General features: G+C 68.7%; 25 protein-coding genes. 15 read left to right on the top strand and 10 right to left on the bottom strand.

All coding sequences use genetic code 11. From position 1 onward, the window contains the following. The first annotated feature begins 38 nt into the window (after window positions 1–38). Genes LO762_RS24020 through LO762_RS24010 form a run of 3 tightly spaced genes read left to right on the top strand, consistent with a single transcriptional unit; the run spans window position 39 to window position 1672 of the window. Window positions 39–305, top strand: a complete 267-nt coding sequence (locus tag LO762_RS24020; RefSeq protein ID WP_230618224.1) for a hypothetical protein — start codon at window positions 39–41, stop codon at window positions 303–305. Next, the gene (locus LO762_RS24015) at window positions 286–807 is read left to right on the top strand and encodes a DUF6879 family protein (RefSeq protein ID WP_230618220.1); all 522 of its coding nucleotides are present in this window, start codon (window positions 286–288) and stop codon (window positions 805–807) included. The genes LO762_RS24020 and LO762_RS24015 overlap by 20 nt, the downstream gene beginning before the upstream one ends. Window position 808: 1 nt before the next feature. Then, window positions 809–1672, top strand: coding sequence for a helix-turn-helix transcriptional regulator (locus LO762_RS24010; protein ID WP_230618219.1), 864 nt, complete (start codon window positions 809–811; stop codon window positions 1670–1672). Between the two features lie 121 nt (window positions 1673–1793). Here the strand turns inward: LO762_RS24010 and LO762_RS24005 are convergent, their stop codons facing one another. After that, a complete protein-coding gene (locus LO762_RS24005) occupies window positions 1794–1982 on the bottom strand; it encodes a DUF397 domain-containing protein (RefSeq protein WP_230618217.1) in 189 nt (62 codons plus the stop codon). Between the two features lie 10 nt (window positions 1983–1992). Next, the gene (locus LO762_RS24000) at window positions 1993–2937 is read right to left on the bottom strand and encodes a helix-turn-helix transcriptional regulator (RefSeq protein WP_230618215.1); all 945 of its coding nucleotides are present in this window, start codon (window positions 2935–2937) and stop codon (window positions 1993–1995) included. Window positions 2938–3153: 216 nt separating this feature from the next. Here LO762_RS24000 and LO762_RS23995 point away from each other — a divergent pair, with 216 nt between their 5' ends. Then, window positions 3154–3765 (top strand): hypothetical protein, encoded by a 612-nt coding sequence (locus LO762_RS23995; RefSeq protein WP_230618212.1) that lies wholly within the window; start codon window positions 3154–3156, stop codon window positions 3763–3765. A gap of 84 nt (window positions 3766–3849) precedes the next feature. On the opposite strand, the gene LO762_RS23990 is transcribed toward LO762_RS23995, so the two are convergent. Continuing rightward, complete coding sequence (locus tag LO762_RS23990) at window positions 3850–4665, bottom strand: alpha/beta hydrolase (protein ID WP_230618210.1); 816 nt, start codon at window positions 4663–4665, stop codon at window positions 3850–3852. 26 nt (window positions 4666–4691) lie between these two features. Next, window positions 4692–4832, bottom strand: coding sequence for a hypothetical protein (locus LO762_RS23985; protein WP_230618209.1), 141 nt, complete (start codon window positions 4830–4832; stop codon window positions 4692–4694). A 579-nt stretch (window positions 4833–5411) separates the two neighbouring features. On the opposite strand from LO762_RS23985, the gene LO762_RS23980 reads away from it, so the two are divergent. Continuing rightward, a complete protein-coding gene (locus LO762_RS23980; protein ID WP_230618207.1) occupies window positions 5412–6173 on the top strand; it encodes a DUF11 domain-containing protein in 762 nt (253 codons plus the stop codon). A 90-nt stretch (window positions 6174–6263) separates the two neighbouring features. Here the strand turns inward: LO762_RS23980 and LO762_RS23975 are convergent, their stop codons facing one another. Continuing rightward, the gene (locus tag LO762_RS23975) at window positions 6264–6398 is read right to left on the bottom strand and encodes a DUF397 domain-containing protein (RefSeq protein ID WP_230618450.1); all 135 of its coding nucleotides are present in this window, start codon (window positions 6396–6398) and stop codon (window positions 6264–6266) included. A 44-nt stretch (window positions 6399–6442) separates the two neighbouring features. Further along, window positions 6443–7252, bottom strand: a complete 810-nt coding sequence (locus LO762_RS23970) for a helix-turn-helix transcriptional regulator (protein ID WP_230618205.1) — start codon at window positions 7250–7252, stop codon at window positions 6443–6445. Between the two features lie 565 nt (window positions 7253–7817). On the opposite strand from LO762_RS23970, the gene LO762_RS23965 reads away from it, so the two are divergent. After that, on the top strand, window positions 7818–7991 hold the full coding sequence (locus LO762_RS23965; protein WP_230618203.1) for a hypothetical protein: 174 nt from the start codon (window positions 7818–7820) through the stop codon (window positions 7989–7991). Between the two features lie 24 nt (window positions 7992–8015). On the opposite strand, the gene LO762_RS33190 is transcribed toward LO762_RS23965, so the two are convergent. Continuing rightward, window positions 8016–9680 (bottom strand): protein kinase, encoded by a 1665-nt coding sequence (locus LO762_RS33190; protein WP_308104428.1) that lies wholly within the window; start codon window positions 9678–9680, stop codon window positions 8016–8018. A gap of 246 nt (window positions 9681–9926) precedes the next feature. Here LO762_RS33190 and hemL point away from each other — a divergent pair, with 246 nt between their 5' ends. The 8 genes from hemL to LO762_RS23915 all read left to right on the top strand — a co-directional run bounded on the left by hemL (window position 9927) and on the right by LO762_RS23915 (window position 16879). Then, window positions 9927–11219 carry a glutamate-1-semialdehyde 2,1-aminomutase gene (hemL, locus tag LO762_RS23950; RefSeq protein WP_230618201.1) on the top strand — a complete coding sequence of 431 codons (1293 nt, stop codon included), beginning with the start codon at window positions 9927–9929 and terminating at the stop codon, window positions 11217–11219. Between the two features lie 32 nt (window positions 11220–11251). Then, a complete protein-coding gene (locus LO762_RS23945; RefSeq protein WP_230618199.1) occupies window positions 11252–11884 on the top strand; it encodes a histidine phosphatase family protein in 633 nt (210 codons plus the stop codon). A 66-nt stretch (window positions 11885–11950) separates the two neighbouring features. Then, window positions 11951–12484: a TlpA disulfide reductase family protein gene (locus LO762_RS23940; protein WP_230618198.1), complete on the top strand. Its 534-nt coding sequence runs from the start codon at window positions 11951–11953 to the stop codon at window positions 12482–12484. Between the two features lie 4 nt (window positions 12485–12488). Continuing rightward, window positions 12489–13241: a cytochrome c biogenesis CcdA family protein gene (locus LO762_RS23935; RefSeq protein ID WP_230618196.1), complete on the top strand. Its 753-nt coding sequence runs from the start codon at window positions 12489–12491 to the stop codon at window positions 13239–13241. Beyond that, on the top strand, window positions 13242–14804 hold the full coding sequence (locus LO762_RS23930; RefSeq protein ID WP_230618194.1) for a cytochrome c biogenesis protein ResB: 1563 nt from the start codon (window positions 13242–13244) through the stop codon (window positions 14802–14804). It begins immediately after the preceding gene. A gap of 4 nt (window positions 14805–14808) precedes the next feature. Next, window positions 14809–15744 carry a c-type cytochrome biogenesis protein CcsB gene (ccsB, locus tag LO762_RS23925; protein ID WP_230618192.1) on the top strand — a complete coding sequence of 312 codons (936 nt, stop codon included), beginning with the start codon at window positions 14809–14811 and terminating at the stop codon, window positions 15742–15744. 62 nt (window positions 15745–15806) lie between these two features. Then, window positions 15807–16628 carry a hypothetical protein gene (locus LO762_RS23920; RefSeq protein ID WP_230618191.1) on the top strand — a complete coding sequence of 274 codons (822 nt, stop codon included), beginning with the start codon at window positions 15807–15809 and terminating at the stop codon, window positions 16626–16628. An 11-nt stretch (window positions 16629–16639) separates the two neighbouring features. Further along, complete coding sequence (locus tag LO762_RS23915) at window positions 16640–16879, top strand: hypothetical protein (RefSeq protein WP_230618189.1); 240 nt, start codon at window positions 16640–16642, stop codon at window positions 16877–16879. Between the two features lies 1 nt (window position 16880). Here the strand turns inward: LO762_RS23915 and LO762_RS23910 are convergent, their stop codons facing one another. After that, the gene (locus tag LO762_RS23910) at window positions 16881–17078 is read right to left on the bottom strand and encodes a BldC family transcriptional regulator (RefSeq protein WP_230618187.1); all 198 of its coding nucleotides are present in this window, start codon (window positions 17076–17078) and stop codon (window positions 16881–16883) included. A gap of 265 nt (window positions 17079–17343) precedes the next feature. Here LO762_RS23910 and LO762_RS23905 point away from each other — a divergent pair, with 265 nt between their 5' ends. Continuing rightward, complete coding sequence (locus tag LO762_RS23905; RefSeq protein WP_230618184.1) at window positions 17344–18279, top strand: threonine/serine dehydratase; 936 nt, start codon at window positions 17344–17346, stop codon at window positions 18277–18279. Window positions 18280–18533: 254 nt separating this feature from the next. Here the strand turns inward: LO762_RS23905 and LO762_RS23900 are convergent, their stop codons facing one another. Then, window positions 18534–18875, bottom strand: a complete 342-nt coding sequence (locus LO762_RS23900; protein WP_255687762.1) for a type II toxin-antitoxin system PemK/MazF family toxin — start codon at window positions 18873–18875, stop codon at window positions 18534–18536. After that, on the bottom strand, window positions 18869–19183 hold the full coding sequence (locus tag LO762_RS23895) for a hypothetical protein (RefSeq protein WP_230618180.1): 315 nt from the start codon (window positions 19181–19183) through the stop codon (window positions 18869–18871). The genes LO762_RS23900 and LO762_RS23895 overlap by 7 nt, the downstream gene beginning before the upstream one ends. Between the last annotated feature and the right edge of the window lie 50 nt (window positions 19184–19233).

Here is a 19233-nt window from a genome sequence, read left to right as displayed (position 1 = left end):
GGTGTCGAGGGTGCCTGTGAGAGGGGAGGAGCAATTCCATGCAAAGCAACGACTCGGGTGGGCTGCCGCGGCTTATCTTCTTCTGCAAGGATCCGGATTCGGTTCCGGGTGAGGATTGTCCGTCGTTCTATCGGACGGATCGGGAGAGCTGGGTCGTCCAGGGGGAGCAGCGGGCGGAGCCGGAGGTGGTCGGGCAGTTGCTCGCGCTGAAGGCGGACGAGGTCGCGTTGGAGATTCCCGAGCGGCTGGCTGAGCTGTTCGTGCGGATGTATGCCAGGGAGCGCTATGGAGTCGATCTCGGCTGAGGAGCGGGGGGAGCTCTTCGCCACGTTCAGGAAGACAGCCGACCATCTTGAGCTGCGTGATTTCTATGCGAGCAGCGATCTGGAGAAGAGCCGGTTCGCGGCGTGGCTGGCGGGGGAGCCGGACGATCTGGGGTGGATGGGCGAGTGGTGCGAGCGTATGCGCCGGGCTCGCGCGGCGGGCCGGAGTTATCGGCGGGCCATCGTGGTGTCGGAGCCGGTCAGCGACTACCGGCGGTTCGCTCATCATGTCCTCGGTCCGGCTGTCGAGGCGGGGGAAGAGGTTGGGTACGCGCCGCGGCGGCTGTTGTCCGGAGTGGCGCTGCCCGGGAACGACTTCTGGCTGTTCGATGAAGCCGTCGCGGTGTTCACTGTGTTCTCCGGTGACGGTGCGGTCGTGGATCGGCAGAAGTCCACAGATCCCGTGGTGATCGAGCTGTGCCGTGCGGCGTTCGCCTCGGTGCGGTCGGTGGCCATTCCGCACGGGGACTACCGGCCGTCCTGAGGTGTCCGGCGAAGCGGCTGCGGCGGCGCGGAAAGCCTTTGGGACCCGGCTCAAGCATCTGCGCCTGGACGCCGGGCTTTCCGGCGTGGAACTCGCCAGGGCGGCGGGAATGCACAACACGAAGGTGTCGCGGATCGAGCACGGGAAGACGAATCCGTCCGAAGAGGACGTCAGGGCTTGGGCGACGGCGTGTGGTGCCGCCCGGCGGATTCCCGAGCTGATCGCGGCGCACCGCGAGGTCGACCAGATGTGGATCGCTTGGCGTCGGGAACTGCGTGCCGGTCAGCGGCATATTCAGTCACGCGCCGCGCGTCTGTATGAGACGACCGGTGTTCTCCGGGCGTACGAGCCGGGCTTCGTCCCGGGGATTCTCCAGACGCACGGCTATGTCGAAGCCCTGTTCCGCGCTGCCGCCCGCCTTTACGACATGCCCGAGAACGACCCGAAGGACGCGGCCGACGCCCGAATGGCCAGGCAGCGGCTCGTCACTGAGCCGACCGGGGCGAACCGATACTCTTTCGTGCTGGAGGCCGCCGCGCTGCGGATGCGCTTCGGCGGCGCGAACGTGATGCTCGACCAACTCGACTTCCTCGCCCGTGTGGCGACCCTTCCGCACGTCTCGTTGGGGATCATCCCTCCGGACCAGGACAGGTACCTCTACCCCGGAGCCGGTTTCTACGTTTTTGACGAGCGTCTCGTCCGCTGCTCTGGCTGGGCCGGAGAACAGCGGACGAGCGACCCTGAAGAGATCGGGCTCTTCCTCCGCGCGTTCGAGATGCTTCGACGGCAGGCGGTTTACGGACCCGAGGCGCGGGCGTTGATAGCTGAGGCGCGTCGGCGGCTGCAATCCGCTGCAAACCCCTAGCCCGCGCCGACCGGCGCTCCTTACTTTCGGATCATCAGTGGCCGCCGAAAGCGATCAGGGGCGTCGTCATGCTGTGTTCCCCGGCCGAGAGCCCGCCTTTCCGGCGGCGACGGCACATCGGCTATCGGTGGCGTGTCCCTGAGAGGAAGAGGGACCACGCCTGTCGGGTGAACGCCACATGCGGCCCGTCGATGTTCTTGGAGTCACGGACCCCGATGCTGCCGCCGTCGCCCCGACCGATCTCGACGCATTGGGCGTCGCCTTCGCTGCGCCGGGACTTGCGCCAACCGCTGAACTGCTCGGTCGTCATGACCTTCCTTCTATATGTGCGGCAGCCGCTCGGCTGCCCGGAAGAGGGCTTCGATGCTGGCTTCGGGCGAGAGACTCGCTTCGCGAAGCATGTCGTACAGGTTCACGTGGCTTTGCACGGCCTCCGGGCCGTGGAGAACCGTGTCGTTACTAGCACCCTCGATCGACACGACCGGGGGATCGTTCACGTAGTCGTAGATGGAGAACCTGGTGAGTGGTACGGCATAGGAGCTGATCTTCGCGGTCAGGGGCAGGATCAGCACGCTGATCCTGGGTGCTTCCCGCTCGACCACGTCCACGATGTGGCGGTACTGCTCTCTGAGTATGTGCGGGGCCGCGGTTGGACGGGTGATCGCGATCTCGTCCAGGATCGTCTCGAAGCGCGGCCCATCGGGACGATGCAGGTTCCGTCGCCGCCCCGCGCGGCCTTCGAGGATTCCTTCGACGGTGGTTCCGGGGGTTCGGGGGAACCACTGCTCGGATTCCGCCAGCCGTGCTCGTGTGTACTCCGGGGTCTGGAGGAGGCCCGGGATGAGCGCTTGCTGGACGTCCCGGATCTGGGTGGCTCCCCCTTCGAGGTCGGCATAGAGGGCCTGGCGGGGTCCCATCTTCTTCGTCAGTGGAACCCACCACCCCCGCTCCGACGCCTCACGAGCGATCTTGATGACCTCGTCCCACTTGGGGTTCTTCACGTCGAGGTGTTCAAGGATCTTGAAGACGACATTGAGGTTCGGCGTGCCCTTGCCGTTCTCAAGATTCGACAGCACCGGACGGTGGACCCCGATCGCCTTGGCCAAGTCGACCGTGCTGATGCCGCTGGACGCGCGCAGCTCGCGGAGTTCGGCGGCCAGGCGGTGCCGACGCACGTAGGGACTGATCATTCGGGCCTCCTGAGCGGCGGAGGGGGCGTGGGAGAGCCGCAGGCGGAAGTTTACCTGTACGGCGCACTCGTACATCCGAGCAGTCCGTACATTCCAGCACTCGGTACAGCGGCGAGTTCTCGTCGCTCGGTGGTGATTGGTCCTCCCTGAGCCCTTGCCCTTCCGTCCCCGATCGCTAGATACTTCGTACTGTATGAACTTCGTACAGTACGAAAGTCGTACAGTACAGAATCGGTGCTGTTCTTGGTGCCAGAAAGGTGTGCACGTATGTCTGGGCGTGACTGTTTTGCGGTGAATCTGGCGCGTTGGGGTGTTGTGCCGTACATCACGGCGTGGTCGTCGGAGGAGACGTCGCCGGTCGTGGTGGTGGTTCGTGGTGGGCGGATCGCGTATGCCGACGAGAGGGCGGAGGACCGTGACGGTTCGGGGGTGTTGTGGACGCGGATCGGGTTCAGCCCCGGTGTCGGGGTTCCGGAGTTCAAGTCCGTCCATTTCTTCCGGCAGCGGGAGGCGATGCGCCGCCTGCTGTGCCAGGTGTGCGGCACGCCCTGCGGAAAGAGCGGGTTGTGGATGCTCTCGCGGGAGGAGTACGAGAGCGCGGACGGGCCGTGGCCCGCGCCCGTCATGACGGCGCATCCTCCGGTGTGTCCGGGGTGTGTGGAGCGGTCGGCGCGGCTGTGCCCGCACCTGCGTCGGGGGTACGTGGTGCTGCGTCCCCGGCGCGTCGCCCCGGCCGGGTTCTCGGGCATGCTCTACCGGCCCACCCGGGCCGGTCTGGCACCCAGCGACGCCACCATCGCCCACAACGACCCCCGCACCCGCTGGCTACGCGCGACCCAACTCCACGTCCAACTGGAGGACTACGACGTCATCGGCCTCGGCAACATGATCATCACCGGTTGAGCACCTGATCCTCGATCACGACGTTGTCGGCTCCCGGGAAGGTGTCCTCACCGACTTGGAGCGGGCCGAATGGCATCTCCACGGTTATGCGCCCGACAGCCAGTCGACCGTCACCGTGATCGCGTCGTCCTCCCGTTCCCGTGAGTCGAAGCCGTGATCGGACCCCTCGATCGTGTGGAGGGCTGTCGCGGGACGTTCCTTGGCGGCGCGTGCGGCGATCTCGTACGACACATACGAATCGCGGTCCCCGTGCACCACCAAGGCGGGCACGCCACTGGCGGCGAACGCCTCGGCCGGACGGTACCGGGTGAACTCCTCGAAGAGGACTCTGCCGAGTTTGAACTCGTCGTCCACGAGTAGGTGGCCGCGATCGTTCAGCGCCGCCTGCGCCTCCGGTCCGAAATTCTCCACTCCCCAGGGGAGCTCCGGTTCGACGAAGGTCCGGACGAGATCGAGTACCGGATTCCACAGGACCAAGCGCGAAAGCCGGCCCTCCAGGTAGGGCAGCGAAACACAACTGGAGACGGCGCCGAAGCTCGCGGCGACCAGGGACAACGGCCCCGCGAACTCCGTCCGCGCGACGGCGACCGCAGTCTGGAGGTCGAGCATCTCGCCTGCGATGGTCACGCCCTCCTGGGTTCCGCCGCTTTCGCCGTGCCCCCGGTAGGAGAACCTCAGCACCCCAAAACCCGCACCCGCCAACCGCTCGGCGAGCCGCACGAACATCCCGCCCTCGTCCCGGTCGACCGTGATCCCGTGAGCCAGGACGACGCCCCCACGAATCCCTCCATCCGGAAGGTTGACGACCGCGTCGATCAAGACGCCGTCAACCGAGGCGAACCCCAACGACCTCGCCTGGAAACCGCCCACAAGCCCCTCCAGAGCGTTGACCGGATACACGGCAAGACTTCCATCTCCCCGTCACCTCAGGAAGAGGAACGCTGGCGGGACGACGGGATTATGACGGCGCCGAAGCTCGCGGCGACCAGAGACAGAGGCCCCGCGAACTCCGTCCGCGCGACGGCGACCGCGGCCTGGAGGTCGAGCATCTCGCCTGCGATGGTCACGCCCTCCTGGGTTCCGCCGCTTTCGCCGTGCCCCCGGTAGGAGAACCTCAGCACCCCAAAACCCGCACCCGTTCGGTGAGCCGCACGAGCATGCCGCCCTTGTCGCGGTCGACCGTGATCCCGTGAGTCAGGGAGACGCCGGGGGCGGCGGTCTAAGGGCATGCGCCATCGACGGGGTTGCGCGGGGAAGCTAGTGGCCGGTGCGCAGCAGGGCCGCGCGGGGCGAAATCGTGCACTGTTCGTGTTGGGGAGGCTTCGGAGTGTTGGGTGTGGTGGGTGGTGGCGCTTGTTGCTACCAGGATGGATTGTGTTTCTGGTTGGTGGGGGTTGGTGACCTGCGGTGATGCCTCAGGGTGGTGGGGTGGTTTCGGGGCTTCGGGTCGGGGGGTTGTGGTCTGGGATTCTCTTGCGGGGGGTGGGGGGTGTCGTTTTCAATGCCTCGAATCCGATGTTCGGGTTCGCTCGCGTCTGAAGGTGGGAGAACCGATGCGTTTGTGTGCCCTGCTGGGTGCTCTGGTCGTCACGGGTGGTCTGGTCGTGGGAGTCGCCTCCCCGGCCTCCGCACACCCGACTTTGACGGTGACCGCCAGCCCGACCACCGTCCCTGCGGGGACGACGACCACGATCACGGTCAGCGGGACGTCCAACGGCAACTACTCCGGCGCCCGTATCGACGTGTCGGCCACCGGCGGGACCGGCGGGACCACCGGGACGCTGCCGTCGTTCACGTCCATCTCCTCCTACGGCGGCGGCGTCCTCTCCGCCACCGAGGTCGGATCGGTCGACCGGCTGATGCTGCCGAACCTGACCAACGGGCAGGCGTTCAGCTACACCCTGACCGTCGCCGTCGACTCCGGCACGGCCGCCGGGACGTTCACCAGCCGAGCCCAGTTCTACACCTCCGGCGGCTCCACCACCGGAGCCGTCAACGGGCCCGTCATCACCGTCACCGCCGCCGCTCCCGACCTGCGCGCCGTCAAGGGCTTCGCGGGCTACGTCCCGCTCACCCAGACGATCACCTTCGGGGCGCGGCTGTTCAACGACGGCAACGGCGCGGCCACCAACGTCACCCTCACCAAGACCGTCAGCCCGTCGGGGCTCCTCACCTCCGCCATCGGTGTCGGCTGCACCGGCGGCGCCAACAACGAGGTCTGCGCCCTGAGCGACATCCCGGCCGGCGGCGTGGCCCAGCCCGGCATCTCCCGGGCTGTCAACCTCCTGGCGCTGGGGACCTACACCGTCACCCTGGCCTTCGACACCACCGGCGAATCCAACCCGAGCAACAACACCATCACCTACACCTGCACCGTTCTGACCGGCCTCATCGTCAACTGCACCTGACCCCCGCCCCGGCCGTCCCTCGACACCCTTCTTCTGCTCTGCGGCAGCCGGTTGGCTGCCGCGGCGTGGGCTTCCGGCCGTAGGTGGTTGTTACAGGTCGTACTGGCCGGACTTTATGGCCTTGGTGAGGGACTGGAAGGTTGAGTGGTTGAAGGAGTGGCGGGGGCCGTGGGGGTTTTTGGAGTCTCGGATGGCGATTTCGGTGCTGGCCTTGGCGACTTCCACGCAGTTTTCGGCGTTGGAGCCGGACCTTGTGCTCTTGCGCCAGTTCAACTGATCCACTGTTGGGCTGCCTTCTCTATTATTTGAAGGGATGTGTTCTTGGGCAGTGCCATGCTTTGGGCGTTTGCCCAGATGCGTGGGAACTCTTGTACGTCGCGCTGGTCGCCGAACACTTGGCCGCGCCAGACTCCGTCCTGGTAGACGACGTCCTGGCCCTCGAACCTGGCGATCATGAAAGCGCCGTTATGGGCGACATGATACCCCGCGTTCTCTGGGATGACGTGCACGAATACGTTGGGTGACTTTGCCACCTCGATGACCTTTGTGAGTTGGTCGTGCATGAGGTTCGCGTCGCCGACCTGGTTGTGTAGTACGCGTTCGTCCATGATGAACACGCAGGTGGGTGGCTCGTCCTTGGCGAAGATTCCCTGACGGTCCATCCGGCTTTGGAGCTTCCCGCCGATGTCACCGAAGGGTTGTCCCTTTCGGATGAGGATGTGCGCGTACTGTTCCGTCTGGAGCAAGCCCGGAATGATGGAGTGCTCGTAGGACAGGAGGCTGACGGCGTCCTTCTCGACTGCGAGCCAGCGGCCGGTCCACTCCGGGGCGACCTCTGTCTCGACTAGGTCTTCCAGTAGTCGTAGCAGGATCGGTGATTCGGTGGACAGTGCGGTGAGGAGTGCGGCGAGTTGATCTGACCTTGGGACTTGTCGGCCGGACTCCCAGGCGGCGATGAGTGAGTCGGAACAGAACAGCTTCTTGGCTAGTGCGGCCCTGGTCACTCCGTGTGCGTCGCGGGCCAGGCGGAGTTCCTTACCAAGGAAGACGCGGGCCGTCATGCGAATGCTGGAAGTCACGCTGTACTCCTCTGTAATTCGTCTCCGCCGGGCCGCACATCGTGCCTTTGCTTGTCTTTGACCTCCCCAAGCGTATCCCCGCTTGTCACGCTGGAACCGCGGAACGGACAACGGATTCGGAGTCCTGCGGTCCGCACATGTGACGGCGTGTGGGAGTTCATCTCCTGATACGAGAAAGGTGGAGGCATATGTCTGGGCGTGGTTGTTTTGCGGTGAATCTGGCGCGGTGGGGGGTCGTGCCGTACATCACGGCGTGGTCGTCGGAGGACACCTTGCAGGTCGCGGTGGTGGTGCGGGGTGGGCGGATCGCCTATGCGGATGAGAGGGCGGAGGACCGTGACCGTGCGGGGGTGTTGTGGACTCGGGTGGGGTTCAGTCCCGGGGTGGGGGTTCCGCAGTTCAAGTCCGTGCACGTTCTGCGGCAGCGCGAGGCGATGCGTGGGTCGCTGTGCCAGGTGTGCGGGACGCCCTGTGGGAAGAGTGGGTTGTGGATGCTTTCGCGGGAGGAGTACGAGAGCGCGGAAGGCCCGTGGCCCGCGCCTGTGATGACGGCGCATCCGCCGGTGTGTCCGGGATCTCCGGCGTGCTCTACCGGCCCACCCGGGCCGGGCTGGTGCCCAGCGCCACCACCATCGCGCACACCGACCTCCGCACGCGCTGGCTGCGCGCGGCGCAGCTCCACGTGACGTTGGAGGACTACGACGTCGTGGAGCTCGGCGGCATGATCGTCACCGGTTGAGGGAGTGGGCTGGTCGTGGTGGGGTCAGCGCTTGGGGGGTTTGATGGAGACTTTGGTGCCCCATTTGCTGTAGGTGATGACCACGGTGATTTTGGGCTTGTTCTCGGCGGTGATGGTGGCGCGGAGGCGGTGGGGGAGCCAGCCGGTGGCGATGGTGAGGTCGTAGGTGACCTTGGGCTTTTTGTAGCCGGGGGCTATGTCGCTCAGGGCGGAGGCGTCGGGGACGGTGCCCAGCCAGCGGGTGCCGCCCCTGCGGGTGAGGGTCTCGGTTTCGTCCAGGAGGTCGGTCAGGGCGGAGAGGGATCCGGCCCAGCGGGCCTGGGCGGCCAGGGCGCCGTAGGTCTTGGGCTTGCCTAGGGCGATCTTCTGCCAGTTTGTGCCGTTCTGGACGTGGGCGGTGCCCGAGACCACGATGACCTGGCGCCTGGTGAGGGGTTTGGGGCCCGCTACGGCGATCTTGAGGTCGCTGCCCTTGACCCAGCCGGAGGCGGACGTGACCTCCTTGGCGGAGGTGCGGCGGAAGGCGATCGCGAAGGTCTCCTTGCCGTCCACGGCGGTGGTGATCTTGCCCGCGAGGCCGGGGCCGTCGAGCGGCTCGACGGCGGGCGGGGTGGTGCTCGACAGCGGCGGCGGCGTGGTGACGGCCACCGGTGACGGCGTCGAGACGGCCGGAGCCGTGTCGTCGCCCTTGGTCGCGTAGGCGACGCCGCCGATCACCAGGACGGCCGCCACGCCGCCGCCCAAGAGCACCAGGGGCCCCTTGCGGCCACGGCCCTGGGCGACGCCTGCGGCGTCCTTCTTGGGCGCCAGGAACGACGAGCGGGCCGGAGGCGGCGGGAGCGGGGCGTCGGCGGCGCGCTTGGCGAGCTCGCGGACGCGGGCCCGGCCGCGCTTCTCCCAGTCGGGGCCGAACACGGGGCTGACGGCGTCGTCCAGCTCGGCGAGGAAGTCGGCGGCCGAGCCGGGCCTGTCGTCGGGCGACTTGGCGAGGCCGTGCAGCACCAGCGGACGCAGCGGTCCTGGCACGTCGCTGACGGGCACCGGGCTGTTGTTGTGCGCCTTGCCGAGCCCGCTCGTGGACGTCGCCGGGAACAGCCGCCGCCCGGTCAGGCACTCCACGAACACGGCGGTCGCCGCGTACAGGTCGGCCCGCTCGCTCTGCGGGGAGCCGTGCCACCGCTCCGGCGCCTGGTAGGCGGGGTTGCCCGCAGGCGCCCCCCTGCCCTGCACGACGGCGAGGCCGAGGTCGGCCAGCTTGGCGCGGCCGTCCGGCGCGATGAGGACCCGGTCGGGCGTGACGTCGCCGTGGTGGACGCCCTTGGCGTGCGCGGCGGCCAGGCCCAGCAGGATGTCGCTCAGCACAACAACGGCCGACTCGGGGTCGAGCGGGTCGGTGAGGAGGCGGCGCAGCGCCACCCCGTCGAAGTACTCCGAGACGACGGCAGCGCCGCCGCCCGGTCCGTCCTCGTTGACCAGTTGGTACACCTGGACGAGGTTGTCGTCCTCCAACTGCGCGAGCGTGTCCATCCTGCGGGTGAACGCCTCGTCGCGCGGGAGGCCGGGGGGCAGGTAGCGGATGGTGACCTTGGTCCCGGTCAGCTCGTCCGTCGCCAGCACCTGCCGTCCGGACGCGTCGGCACCCAGCTCGCGGACGAGCGAGAATCCAGGTACCGCCCAGCCGTCTGTCACTTCAGTCCGCCCCTTAACGCACGCGCAGTTCCTCTGCCCTCATGGGTGGATATCGGCAGTTGCGGTACGTGGTCAAGGGAGTTACCGGATTGTGTCGGGGTCGGCGCATATGCGCGTCCGGAACGCCACACCGCGCGCATCCGTCGGTGACCTTCTGTGATCTCCGGCACGGCCCGTGATCTTCTTGTGCGGACGCTTTGGCGGCACTGGGCACGGCCACGGCGGGCGTGCTGGCAGACTGAGGCCGTGACTTCCACCGAGCGATCTCAAGCGCTGTTCGACCGGGCCGGAGCCGTCGTCCCCGGCGGCGTGAACTCCCCGGTCAGGGCGTTCCGTGCCGTCGGCGGGACGCCCAGGTTCATGGCCTCGGCCAAGGGCGCGTACCTGACGGACGCCGACGGCGCGACCTACGTGGACCTGATCTGCTCGTGGGGCCCGATGATCCTCGGTCACGCCCACCCGGCCGTGGTGGAGGCCGTCACGGCGGCCGCAGCCAACGGCACGTCCTACGGCGCGCCCACCGAGGGCGAGGTCGCGCTCGCGGAGGAGATCGTCGCGCGGACGCCGGTGGAGAAGGTCCGGCTGGTCAACTCCGGCACCGAGGCCACCATGTCGGCGATCCGGCTGGCGCGCGGCTTCACCGAGCGGTCCAAGGTGGTGAAGTTCGCCGGGTGCTACCACGGCCACGTGGACGCGCTGCTGGCGTCGGCCGGGTCCGGCGTCGTCACCCTGGGCCTGCCCGACACCCCTGGTGTGACGGGCGCCGCCACCGCCGACACGATCGTGTTGCCCTACAACGACGCGCTCGCGGTCGAGAAGGTGTTCGCCGAGTTCGGCCACGAGATCGCCTGTGTGATCACCGAGGCGTGCCCGTCGAACATGGGCGTCGTCCCGCCGATCGACGGCTTCAACGAGCTGCTGAGGCGCCTGTGCGCCAAACACGGCGCGCTGCTGATCATCGACGAGGTGCTCACCGGCTTCCGGGTGACGAAGTCCGGCTGGTTCGGGCGTGAGGGCGTCAAGGCCGACCTGTTCACCTTCGGCAAGGTGATGGGCGGCGGGCTGCCCGCCGCCGCGTTCGGCGGCCGCGCCGACGTGATGGACCACCTGGCCCCCGCCGGGCCCGTCTACCAGGCGGGCACCCTGTCGGGGAACCCGCTCGCGACGGCGGCGGGCCTGGCCACCCTGCGCGGCTGCACCGACGAGGTGTACGCGACGGTCGACCGGGCCGCCCGGCTCGTCGCGGAGTGGGCGTCGGACGCGCTGAGCCGCGAGGGCGTCCCGCACCGCCTCCAGACCGCGGGGAACCTCTTCTCCGTCTTCTTCACCGACGCGCGCGTCCTCGACTTCGAGGCGGCGCGCAAGCAGAACTCCGCGGCCTACGCGGCGTTCTTCCACGAGGCGCTCGCGCGTGGCGTCTACCTGCCGCCGTCGTCGTACGAGGCGTGGTTCCTCAGCGCCGCGCACGACGACGCCGCGCTGGACCGGATCGCCGACGCGCTGCCGCACGCCGCACGCGCCGCCGCGCGCGCCGTCTGACCGCTGCCGGACACGGGTACCCTGGGGCCGCCATGACTGAGACCACGATCGTCCACCTGCTGCGCCACGGCGAGGTTCACAACCCGCGCGGTGTGCTGTACGGCAGGCTGCCCGACTTCCACCTGAGCGAGGACGGGCATCTGATGGCCAAGGCCGCCGCCGGATGGTTCCGCGGCCGTGACGTCCTCGCGCTGTACACCTCGCCCTTGGAACGCGCCCAGGAGACGGTGGCGCCGCTCGCCGAGGCCACCGGGATCAAACCGGTCGTCGACGAGCGCCTCATCGAGGCCGCGAACGTCTTCGAGGGCGAGGTCTTCAAGATGTCGCGCCTGGTCGACCCGCGTGTCTGGCCGCGTTTCCGGAACCCGTTCAGCCCGTCGTGGGGCGAGCCGTTCGAGGTCGTCGCGCGCCGGATGGACGCGGTGACGGCCGAGGCGCGCACCGCCGCGCGGGGCGGCGAGGCCGTTCTGGTGAGCCATCAGTTGCCGATCTACACGGCGCGGCGGCGGGCCGAGGGCGTCCGGCTGTGGCACGACCCGCGCCGCCGTGAGTGCGGCCTGGCTAGCGTCACCAGCCTCGTCTACGAGGACGGCGAGCTGGCCCGGGTGGAGTACCACGAGCCCGCCGCGCACCTGATCAAGGGCCCCACCATCCCGGGCGCCTGAGGCGCCGGTACAGTCGGGTACTACCCGCCGTAGTACATCAGGCGGAGTACTTCTTGGAGAGTTTTGATGATCCCCCGTGCCGTCGCCGCGTCCGCGCTGCTGTTGTCCGTCGCGGCCTGCGGCGGGGGCGGGACGGGGGTCGAGCCGGGTAAGCCGATCCCGGCCGAGGAGCGCAAGGCGCCCGTCGGCGAGGTGAAGGGCGAGGACCTCGAAGGAAAGCCGCTCGACCTGGCGTCCTTCAAGGGCAAGGTCACCGTGGTGAACTTCTGGGCGTCGTGGTGTGGCCCCTGCCGGGGTGAGGCCGAGACGTTGGAGCACACCTACAAGGAGAACAAGGACAAGGGCGTCGAGTTCGTCGGCGTGGACATCGAGGACACCCGCGACGGGGCCAAGGCGTTCACCCGGACGTTCGGCACGACCTACCCGAGTTTCTTCGACCCGCAGGGCAAGATCACCCAGTCGTTCTCGACCGTCAACCCCAGCGCGCTGCCGACCACGCTGATCCTGGACCGCCAGGGCCGCGTCGCCGTCCAGTTCCCCGGCCTGGTGACGACGACGAAGCTCAACCCCGCGCTCGCCGCGATCGTCGCCGAGCAGTGACCCCGTGATCCTCGCGTCCGGCATCGAGCAGACCATCACCAGCGGCACGCTGGTGCTGGCCCTGCCGCTCGCCGCGCTCGCCGGGACGGTGTCGTTCCTCAGCCCGTGTGTGCTGCCGCTCGTCCCCGGCTACCTGTCGTACGTGACGGGCATGACCGGCGCGGACCTGGCCGAGCAGCGCAAGGGCAGGCTCGTCGCCGGGGTCGCGCTGTTCGTGCTCGGCTTCACGTTCGTCTTCATGGCGTACGGCTTCTTCTTCGGCGGGCTCGGCCGCTGGCTCAACCTGTACGAGGACGTCCTGACACGGGTGCTCGGCGCCGTCACGATCGTCATGGGCCTGCTCTTCATGGGCCTGTTCACCCGGTTCCAGCGCACGTTCAAGTCCGACCGGCTGCCCGCCGCGGGCGTCGCGGGCGCGCCGCTGCTCGGTGTGCTGTTCGGGCTCGGCTGGACGCCCTGCATAGGCCCGACCCTCACTGCGATCCAGGCGCTGGCGTTCACCGAGGCGACCCCGGTGCGCGGCGGCCTGCTCTCGTTCGTCTACTGCCTCGGTCTCGGGCTGCCGTTCCTGGTGACGGCCCTGGCTTACCGGCGCGCGCTCGGCGTCTTCGGCTGGGTGAAGCGGCACTACGCGCTCGTGATGCGCCTCGGCGGGCTGATGCTCGTCGCGATCGGCGTCCTCCTGCTGTCCGGGCTGTGGACCGAACTCAACAACGAGCTGCGCGTGTGGATCGGCGGCTTCGGGACGGTGATCTAGATGGGTGTGACGGGCTGGCTGCGCTGGGGCTGGCGGCAGTTGACGTCGATGCGGACGGCGCTCGTGCTGCTGTTCCTCGTCGCGCTCGCGTCCGTGCCCGGCTCGATCTTCCCGCAGCGGGGGATGTCGCCGGAGAAGGTGAACGAGTACTTCGAGAACAGCCCCGAGCTGGCGAAGTGGCTCGACCGGCTCTCGCTGTTCGACGTGTTCGCCGCGCCCTGGTTCGCCGCCGTGTACCTGCTGCTGTTCACGTCGCTCGCGGGCTGTGTGGTGCCGCGCGCCTGGCAGCTGTACGGGCACGTCAGGGCACGGCCGCCCAAGGCGCCGCAGCGGCTCGGTCGGCTTCCGCAGCACGGGGAGTTCACCACCTCCGCGACGCCGGACGAGGCCGTCGAGGCGGCCCGCAAGGTGCTGCGCGCGAGGCGCTTCCGGACCGTCGTGGACGGCGACTCGGTCGCGTCCGAGAAGGGCTACCTGGGCGAGGCCGGGAACCTCCTGTTCCACCTGGCGATGCTCGCCCTGCTCTGCGCCATCGGGCTCGGCTCCCTGTTCGGCTACCGGGGCAACCTCCTGCTGACCGAAGGCACCGGCTTCAGCAACTCCGTCGCCTTCTATGACGAGTACAAGCCCGGCCACCTCGTCGACCCTGAGGACCTCGCCCCCTTCCAGGTCACCCTTGACGACTTCAAGGCCGAGTTCATCACCTCGGGCCCCCAGACGGGCCAGCCCAGCGGCTTCTGGGGCGACCTCACCTACCGGGAGAAGCCCGGCGCCGCCGAGAAGCGGTACACCCTGCGCGTCAACCACCCGCTCGACGTGGACGGCGCCAAGGTCTACCTCCTCGGCCACGGGTACGCGCCGACGTTCAAGGTCACCGACGCGGAGGGGAACGTCGCGTTCAACGACGCGGTCCAGTTCATCCCGCGCGAGACCGGCAACCTGACGTCCGAGGGCGTCCTCAAGACCCCCGACGCGCGCCCGGAGCAGCTCGCCTTCCAGATGATGTTCTGGCCGACCGCCGGGGCCTCCAGGGACGGCGTGGCGATCGTCTCGACGTTCCCCGGCCCGCTCAACCCGACGGTCGCGGTGATGGCGGCGTTCAAGGGCGACCTCAACATGGACAACGGGAACGCCCAGTCCGTCTACGAGATCGACTCGACGAAGCTGGAGATGGTGAAGCTCCCCGAGGAGGCGAAGGTCCTCAAGGTGGGGGACAAACTGGAGCTTCCGGGCGGGGCGGGCACCCTGGAGTTCACCGGCTTCAAGGAGTACGGCGCCCTGACCGTCACCTACGACCCCGGAAGGGTGCCCGCGCTGGTCGCCGGGGCGCTGGCCGTCCTGGGGCTCGTCGGGTCCTTCATGGTCCGCCGCCGCAGGGTGTGGGTCCGTGCGCGGGCCGGGGACGACGGGCGTACCGTGGTCGAGGTCGGCGGCCTCACCCTGGGCGCGGCCACCGCCGAGTTCGACGAGATCCTCACCGAACTCCGGCCGGACGACGACGAAGGGCGCGCGGAGCGCTCGGACGACAGCGAGCCGGTCCCCACCGGCCCGATCAAGGAGTGACACGGTGGTCGACGCCGATCTGGCCGGCCTGAGCAACAACCTCGTGCTCGGCGCTGTGCTTCTGTACGTCGTGGCGATGTTCGGCTACGCGGCCGACCTCGTCTCGTCGCCGACGCGGGCCGAACGCCGCGCGCTCGTCGGCGCGGGCGGCCCCGAGCTCCCGCAGGAGGAGCCGGAGAAGGCGCGCGCCGACTGGGGCCGCTTCGCCATCGGCATGACCGTCCTCGGCTGGCTGCTGCACGCGGGCGCGATGGTGACGCGCGGCATCGCGGTGGAGCGCTGGCCCTGGGCGAACATGTACGAGTTCGTCGTGGCGATCTGCGTTGCTGCCGTCACGGCCTACCTCGTGCTCGTGTTCAAGGCGAAGGCGAAGTTCCTTGGCGCGTTCGTCATGGTCGCCGTCGTCATCGGGCTGGGGGCCGCGACGATCTGGCTCTACCAGGAGGCCGGGGCCGTCGTGCCCGCGCTGGAGTCGTACTGGATCGCCATCCACGTCACCGCCGCCATCATCGCGTCGGGCGGCTTCACCGTCGGGTTCGTCGCCACGCTGCTGTACCTGCCCGCCGCGCGCCGCGAGGCCCGCAAGGCCGAGGGCGAGCCCAAGCCGAGTCTGCTCGACCGGCTGCCTTCCGCGAACGTCCTTGACGGGCTCGCCTACAAGTCCATCATGTTCGTCTTCCCCGTCTGGACGTTCGCCATCATCGCGGGCGCCATCTGGGCCGACGAGGCGTGGGGCCGCTACTGGGGCTGGGACCCCAAGGAGACGTGGTCGTTCATCGTCTTCGCCATCTACGCCGGATACCTGCACGCCCGCGCCACCGCCGGATGGAAGGGCCGCAAGGCCGCCGTCGTGTCCGTCATCGGCTACGCGGCGCTGCTGTTCAACCTGGTCGGCGTGAACATCTTCTTCGAGGGGCTGCACTCCTACTCGGGCATGTGATGTGATCTTGCGTCGTTCCGCGCTTGAATGGTCGGCGATGTCCGGCTACGCGGGAGATGCTCATGCGGTGGGGAAGACACCGGAAGACCGCCGAGGCTTTCCCGGCGGCCCCGCGGCGCCCCGACGCGGTGCGCGCCCGCGAGGTGCAGCCGCGCGACACCCGCGGCAGGTTCCGCAGGGCGGGCCGCGACGACGCCTCGGTCGGCCTGTGGGACGCCGCGGGCTACGAGCTGGACGACACCATCATCGCCGTCCCGCCGCATCCGCCGGACCACCCCTGGGGCGGTGACGGCCGCATCCACTGCGGCCCGCTGGAGCGCATCCTGGTGCGGCAGTGGGACGCCGCCAAGGGGCCGCCGCCCGAAGCCGTCGTCCGTGCCGTGGAGAGTCTCGCCGCGCTGCCGCAGCGGCTCAAGGACAAGCTCGCGCGCGCCCTGGAGGGCATCTACGTGGGTCCGGGCGGCGTGCCCGACCTCGACCACATGGGCGAGCTCAAGGGCCGGGCACTGCCTTCCGGGGCCGCCACGTGGGACGTGTGCGCGGGCGCCTACGGCAACCGCAAGATCGTCGTGGGCGACCGGCCGTCGCCCACCCCCGACGTCATGATGCACGAGGTCGGCCACGCGCTCGACGACGTCGACGTCCCCGGCGGCGGCTGGGTGTCGGACTCCCCCGAGTTCCAGGCGCTCTTCCGGTCGTGCGCGCCCTTCCTGCGCAGCGGGTTCCACCGCCAGGAGGGGGTGCTGGGCCGCCGGGAGTTCTTCGCCGACGCGTTCGCCGCGATCGCCTCGCACCAGCGCCCCGCCCTCGTCGACATGCTCGGCGGCAACATCCGCCTTGCGCTCGACGTGATGCTGTTCTTCAACCGCCGGTATGGAATCTGAGGAGTACGAGGATGTACGTGATCAGACTCGCCAATGGGAGATTGCGGGTGCCGTACAGCGAACTCACCGAGAACGACGAGATCGTGCAGACCTATCGTGAAATAGGCCCCGAAGACGAGGATTATTCATCACTGGCCGCGGAGGCGGTCAGTGAAGAGGAACTCGTCAGGATCAAAGAACGCTGGCGCAGGGACGACGAGGCGTTGCGCACCAGTTTTGAGGAGTGGAAGGCCACGCTCCCCGACGACTGAGCTAGCGGACCTCGGTGAGCGGCTCTTCGCCGCGCAGCAGCGCGTGCACCTCGGACTCGCGGAACCGGCGGTGGCCGCCCGGCGTGCGGATGCTGCTGATCCGGCCCGCCGCGGCCCAGCGGGTGACCGTCTTCGGGTCGACGCGGAACAGGTTGGCGACCTCACCAGGTGTCAGCAGCCGCTCACTAGTGCTTTCCACGGATTCTCTCCCTTTTGTCCCGCTCTGGTGACGGGTGGTTGGATTCCAAGTCTGACGGGTCAAGACCGTTTCATGCCTTGTTTTCGGAAAAGATGACTTTCTGTGACGCCCTGACCAGCAAGGACGTCGGAAAGTAACCGCTGCATGCCTCACAGCAGCAACCCACGCGCCACTGACACCGTTCCTGACCTTCGCAGACCCCGTCTGATGACGGTTTCGGCCGGTTGGTTCGGGGTCGCTTGACCGCGCCGGATAGGGTTCCGGCATGTCGGATCTGGTCACTTTGCCGGAAATCGAGGGTGCGGCGCGGCGGCTCGCCGGGGTGGCCGTGCGGACCCCGCTCGTCCGCTTCCCCGGGAGCGAATTGTCGGTCAAGCCGGAATCACTGCAACCGATCGGCGCGTTCAAAATCCGCGGCGCATATGCCGCGATGACGGCGGGACCGCGCCCGTCCGGGGTCGTCGCCCATTCCAGCGGCAATCACGCCCAGGCCGTCGCGTACGCCGCCCGCGAGTTGGGCATCCCGTCGGTTCTCGTCATTCCGCACACCGCGCCCGATCTCAAAGTGCAGGCGTGCCTGGATCTCGGCGCGGAAATCGTCCTTGTCGAACCGACCCTTGAGGCCCGCGCCGAGACGGCAGCCCGGTTGGCCGAGAACCACGGATACGACCTGATCGCCCCGTTCGACGACCTCCGCGTCATCGCGGGCCAGGCGACGATCGGGCTCGAACTGCTCGCCGACGCGCCGGACCTGGACGTCGTCCTGGTGCCCGTCGGCGGAGGCGGCCTCCTGGCGGGCGTGGCGACGGCCGTCAAGCTCCTCAGCCCCCGCACGAAGGTGATCGGGGTGGAGCCCTCCCTGGCCGCCGACGCCCGCGACTCGTTCCTCCTGGGCCGTCCCGTCGCCTGGTCGCCGGTGGACACGGCCCGCACCATGGCCGACGCCCTCCGCGCCGAACGTGTCGGCGACCTCCCCTTCGCCCACATCACCAAACACGTGGACGACATCATCACGGTGACGGAGGAGGAGATCTACTCCTCCATGCGCTCCCTCGCCTCCTCCGTCCACCTCATCGCCGAACCCGCCGGCGCCGTCGCCACCGCCGCCTACCTCCACCACCGCGCCGAACTCCCCGCCGGCCACCACTACGCCGCCATCCTCTCCGGCGGCAACATAGACCCCACCCTCCTCTTCTCCTAACCCCTCAACCCCCCCCGCCCCGTCGCCGGGCCGCCGCCGGACCCAGTACCCGGCACCGGAGTCCCCGGCGATGAACTCGACCCCGTCCCCCGGCCCGTCCCGCCGCGGATCGACACGCCACGGCTCCCACGACCCGGCCCCCGAATCCCCGTCGTAGTACCCCCACAACCCATCCGGAACCCGCCGCCAGAACTCCCCGACCCCTCTTCGCCTAACCCCCCACCGCCGTCGTCCCGGCGAGGCCGGCCAGAGTCTCAGGTCTGGAGTCCGAGGATCAGGCGGACCGACGCCTCCACGCTCCGGAGTTCGCCGAGCGCCAGCGTGCCCAGCTTGCGGCGCAGCCTCGGCTTCGCGACGGTGTGCAGGTCCGTGCAGTTGACGTAGGACTCGTCGTACTTGGTGAGCCCCGCTTCCTTTCCGATGGGCACATGGGTGGTCGGAGGGCCGGGGGATCCGGTGACCACCGCGACCGTGACCGCCGAAAGGGGCCCGGCGACGCGGTTGGCCGTGAGGACGACCACCGGATGAGGACCTATCGGAGCGGGGAGAGCACAGGCCCACACCTCTCCGCGCAGCGCCGTGCCGGGACTCACCATTCCGTCTCGTCCACGGCCTCGAACTCGCTGTCGTCGACAGGAACCACGCCGTCGGGCAGCGGCGCCGGGGCTCCCGCGTAGAAGGCACGGATCTCCTCGGCCGCCGCGAGCTCCGTCGCCTCAAGGGTGAGCAGGCGCAGACCCTCACGGAGGGCATCCGAGGTCGAGCCGAGATTCAACGTGCGCATCGTCTCGCGCAACGTCTCCATCTCCTCCGGCCGCAGCCTGACCTGTGCCAGCTTGCCCGCACCCCGCCCCTGGGACGGCTTGTGCCGCCTCCCCGACTTCCTCGCCGCTTCCGGGCTCATCGCCCCTCCCCCCTGTCGTACAACTGTCATACACCAAGCATCTCCCCAAC

Source organism: Actinocorallia sp. API 0066, from assembly GCF_020991275.1.
Lineage (GTDB): Bacteria > Actinomycetota > Actinomycetes > Streptosporangiales > Streptosporangiaceae > Actinocorallia.
This window is presented reverse-complemented; position numbering and strand designations above follow the sequence as displayed.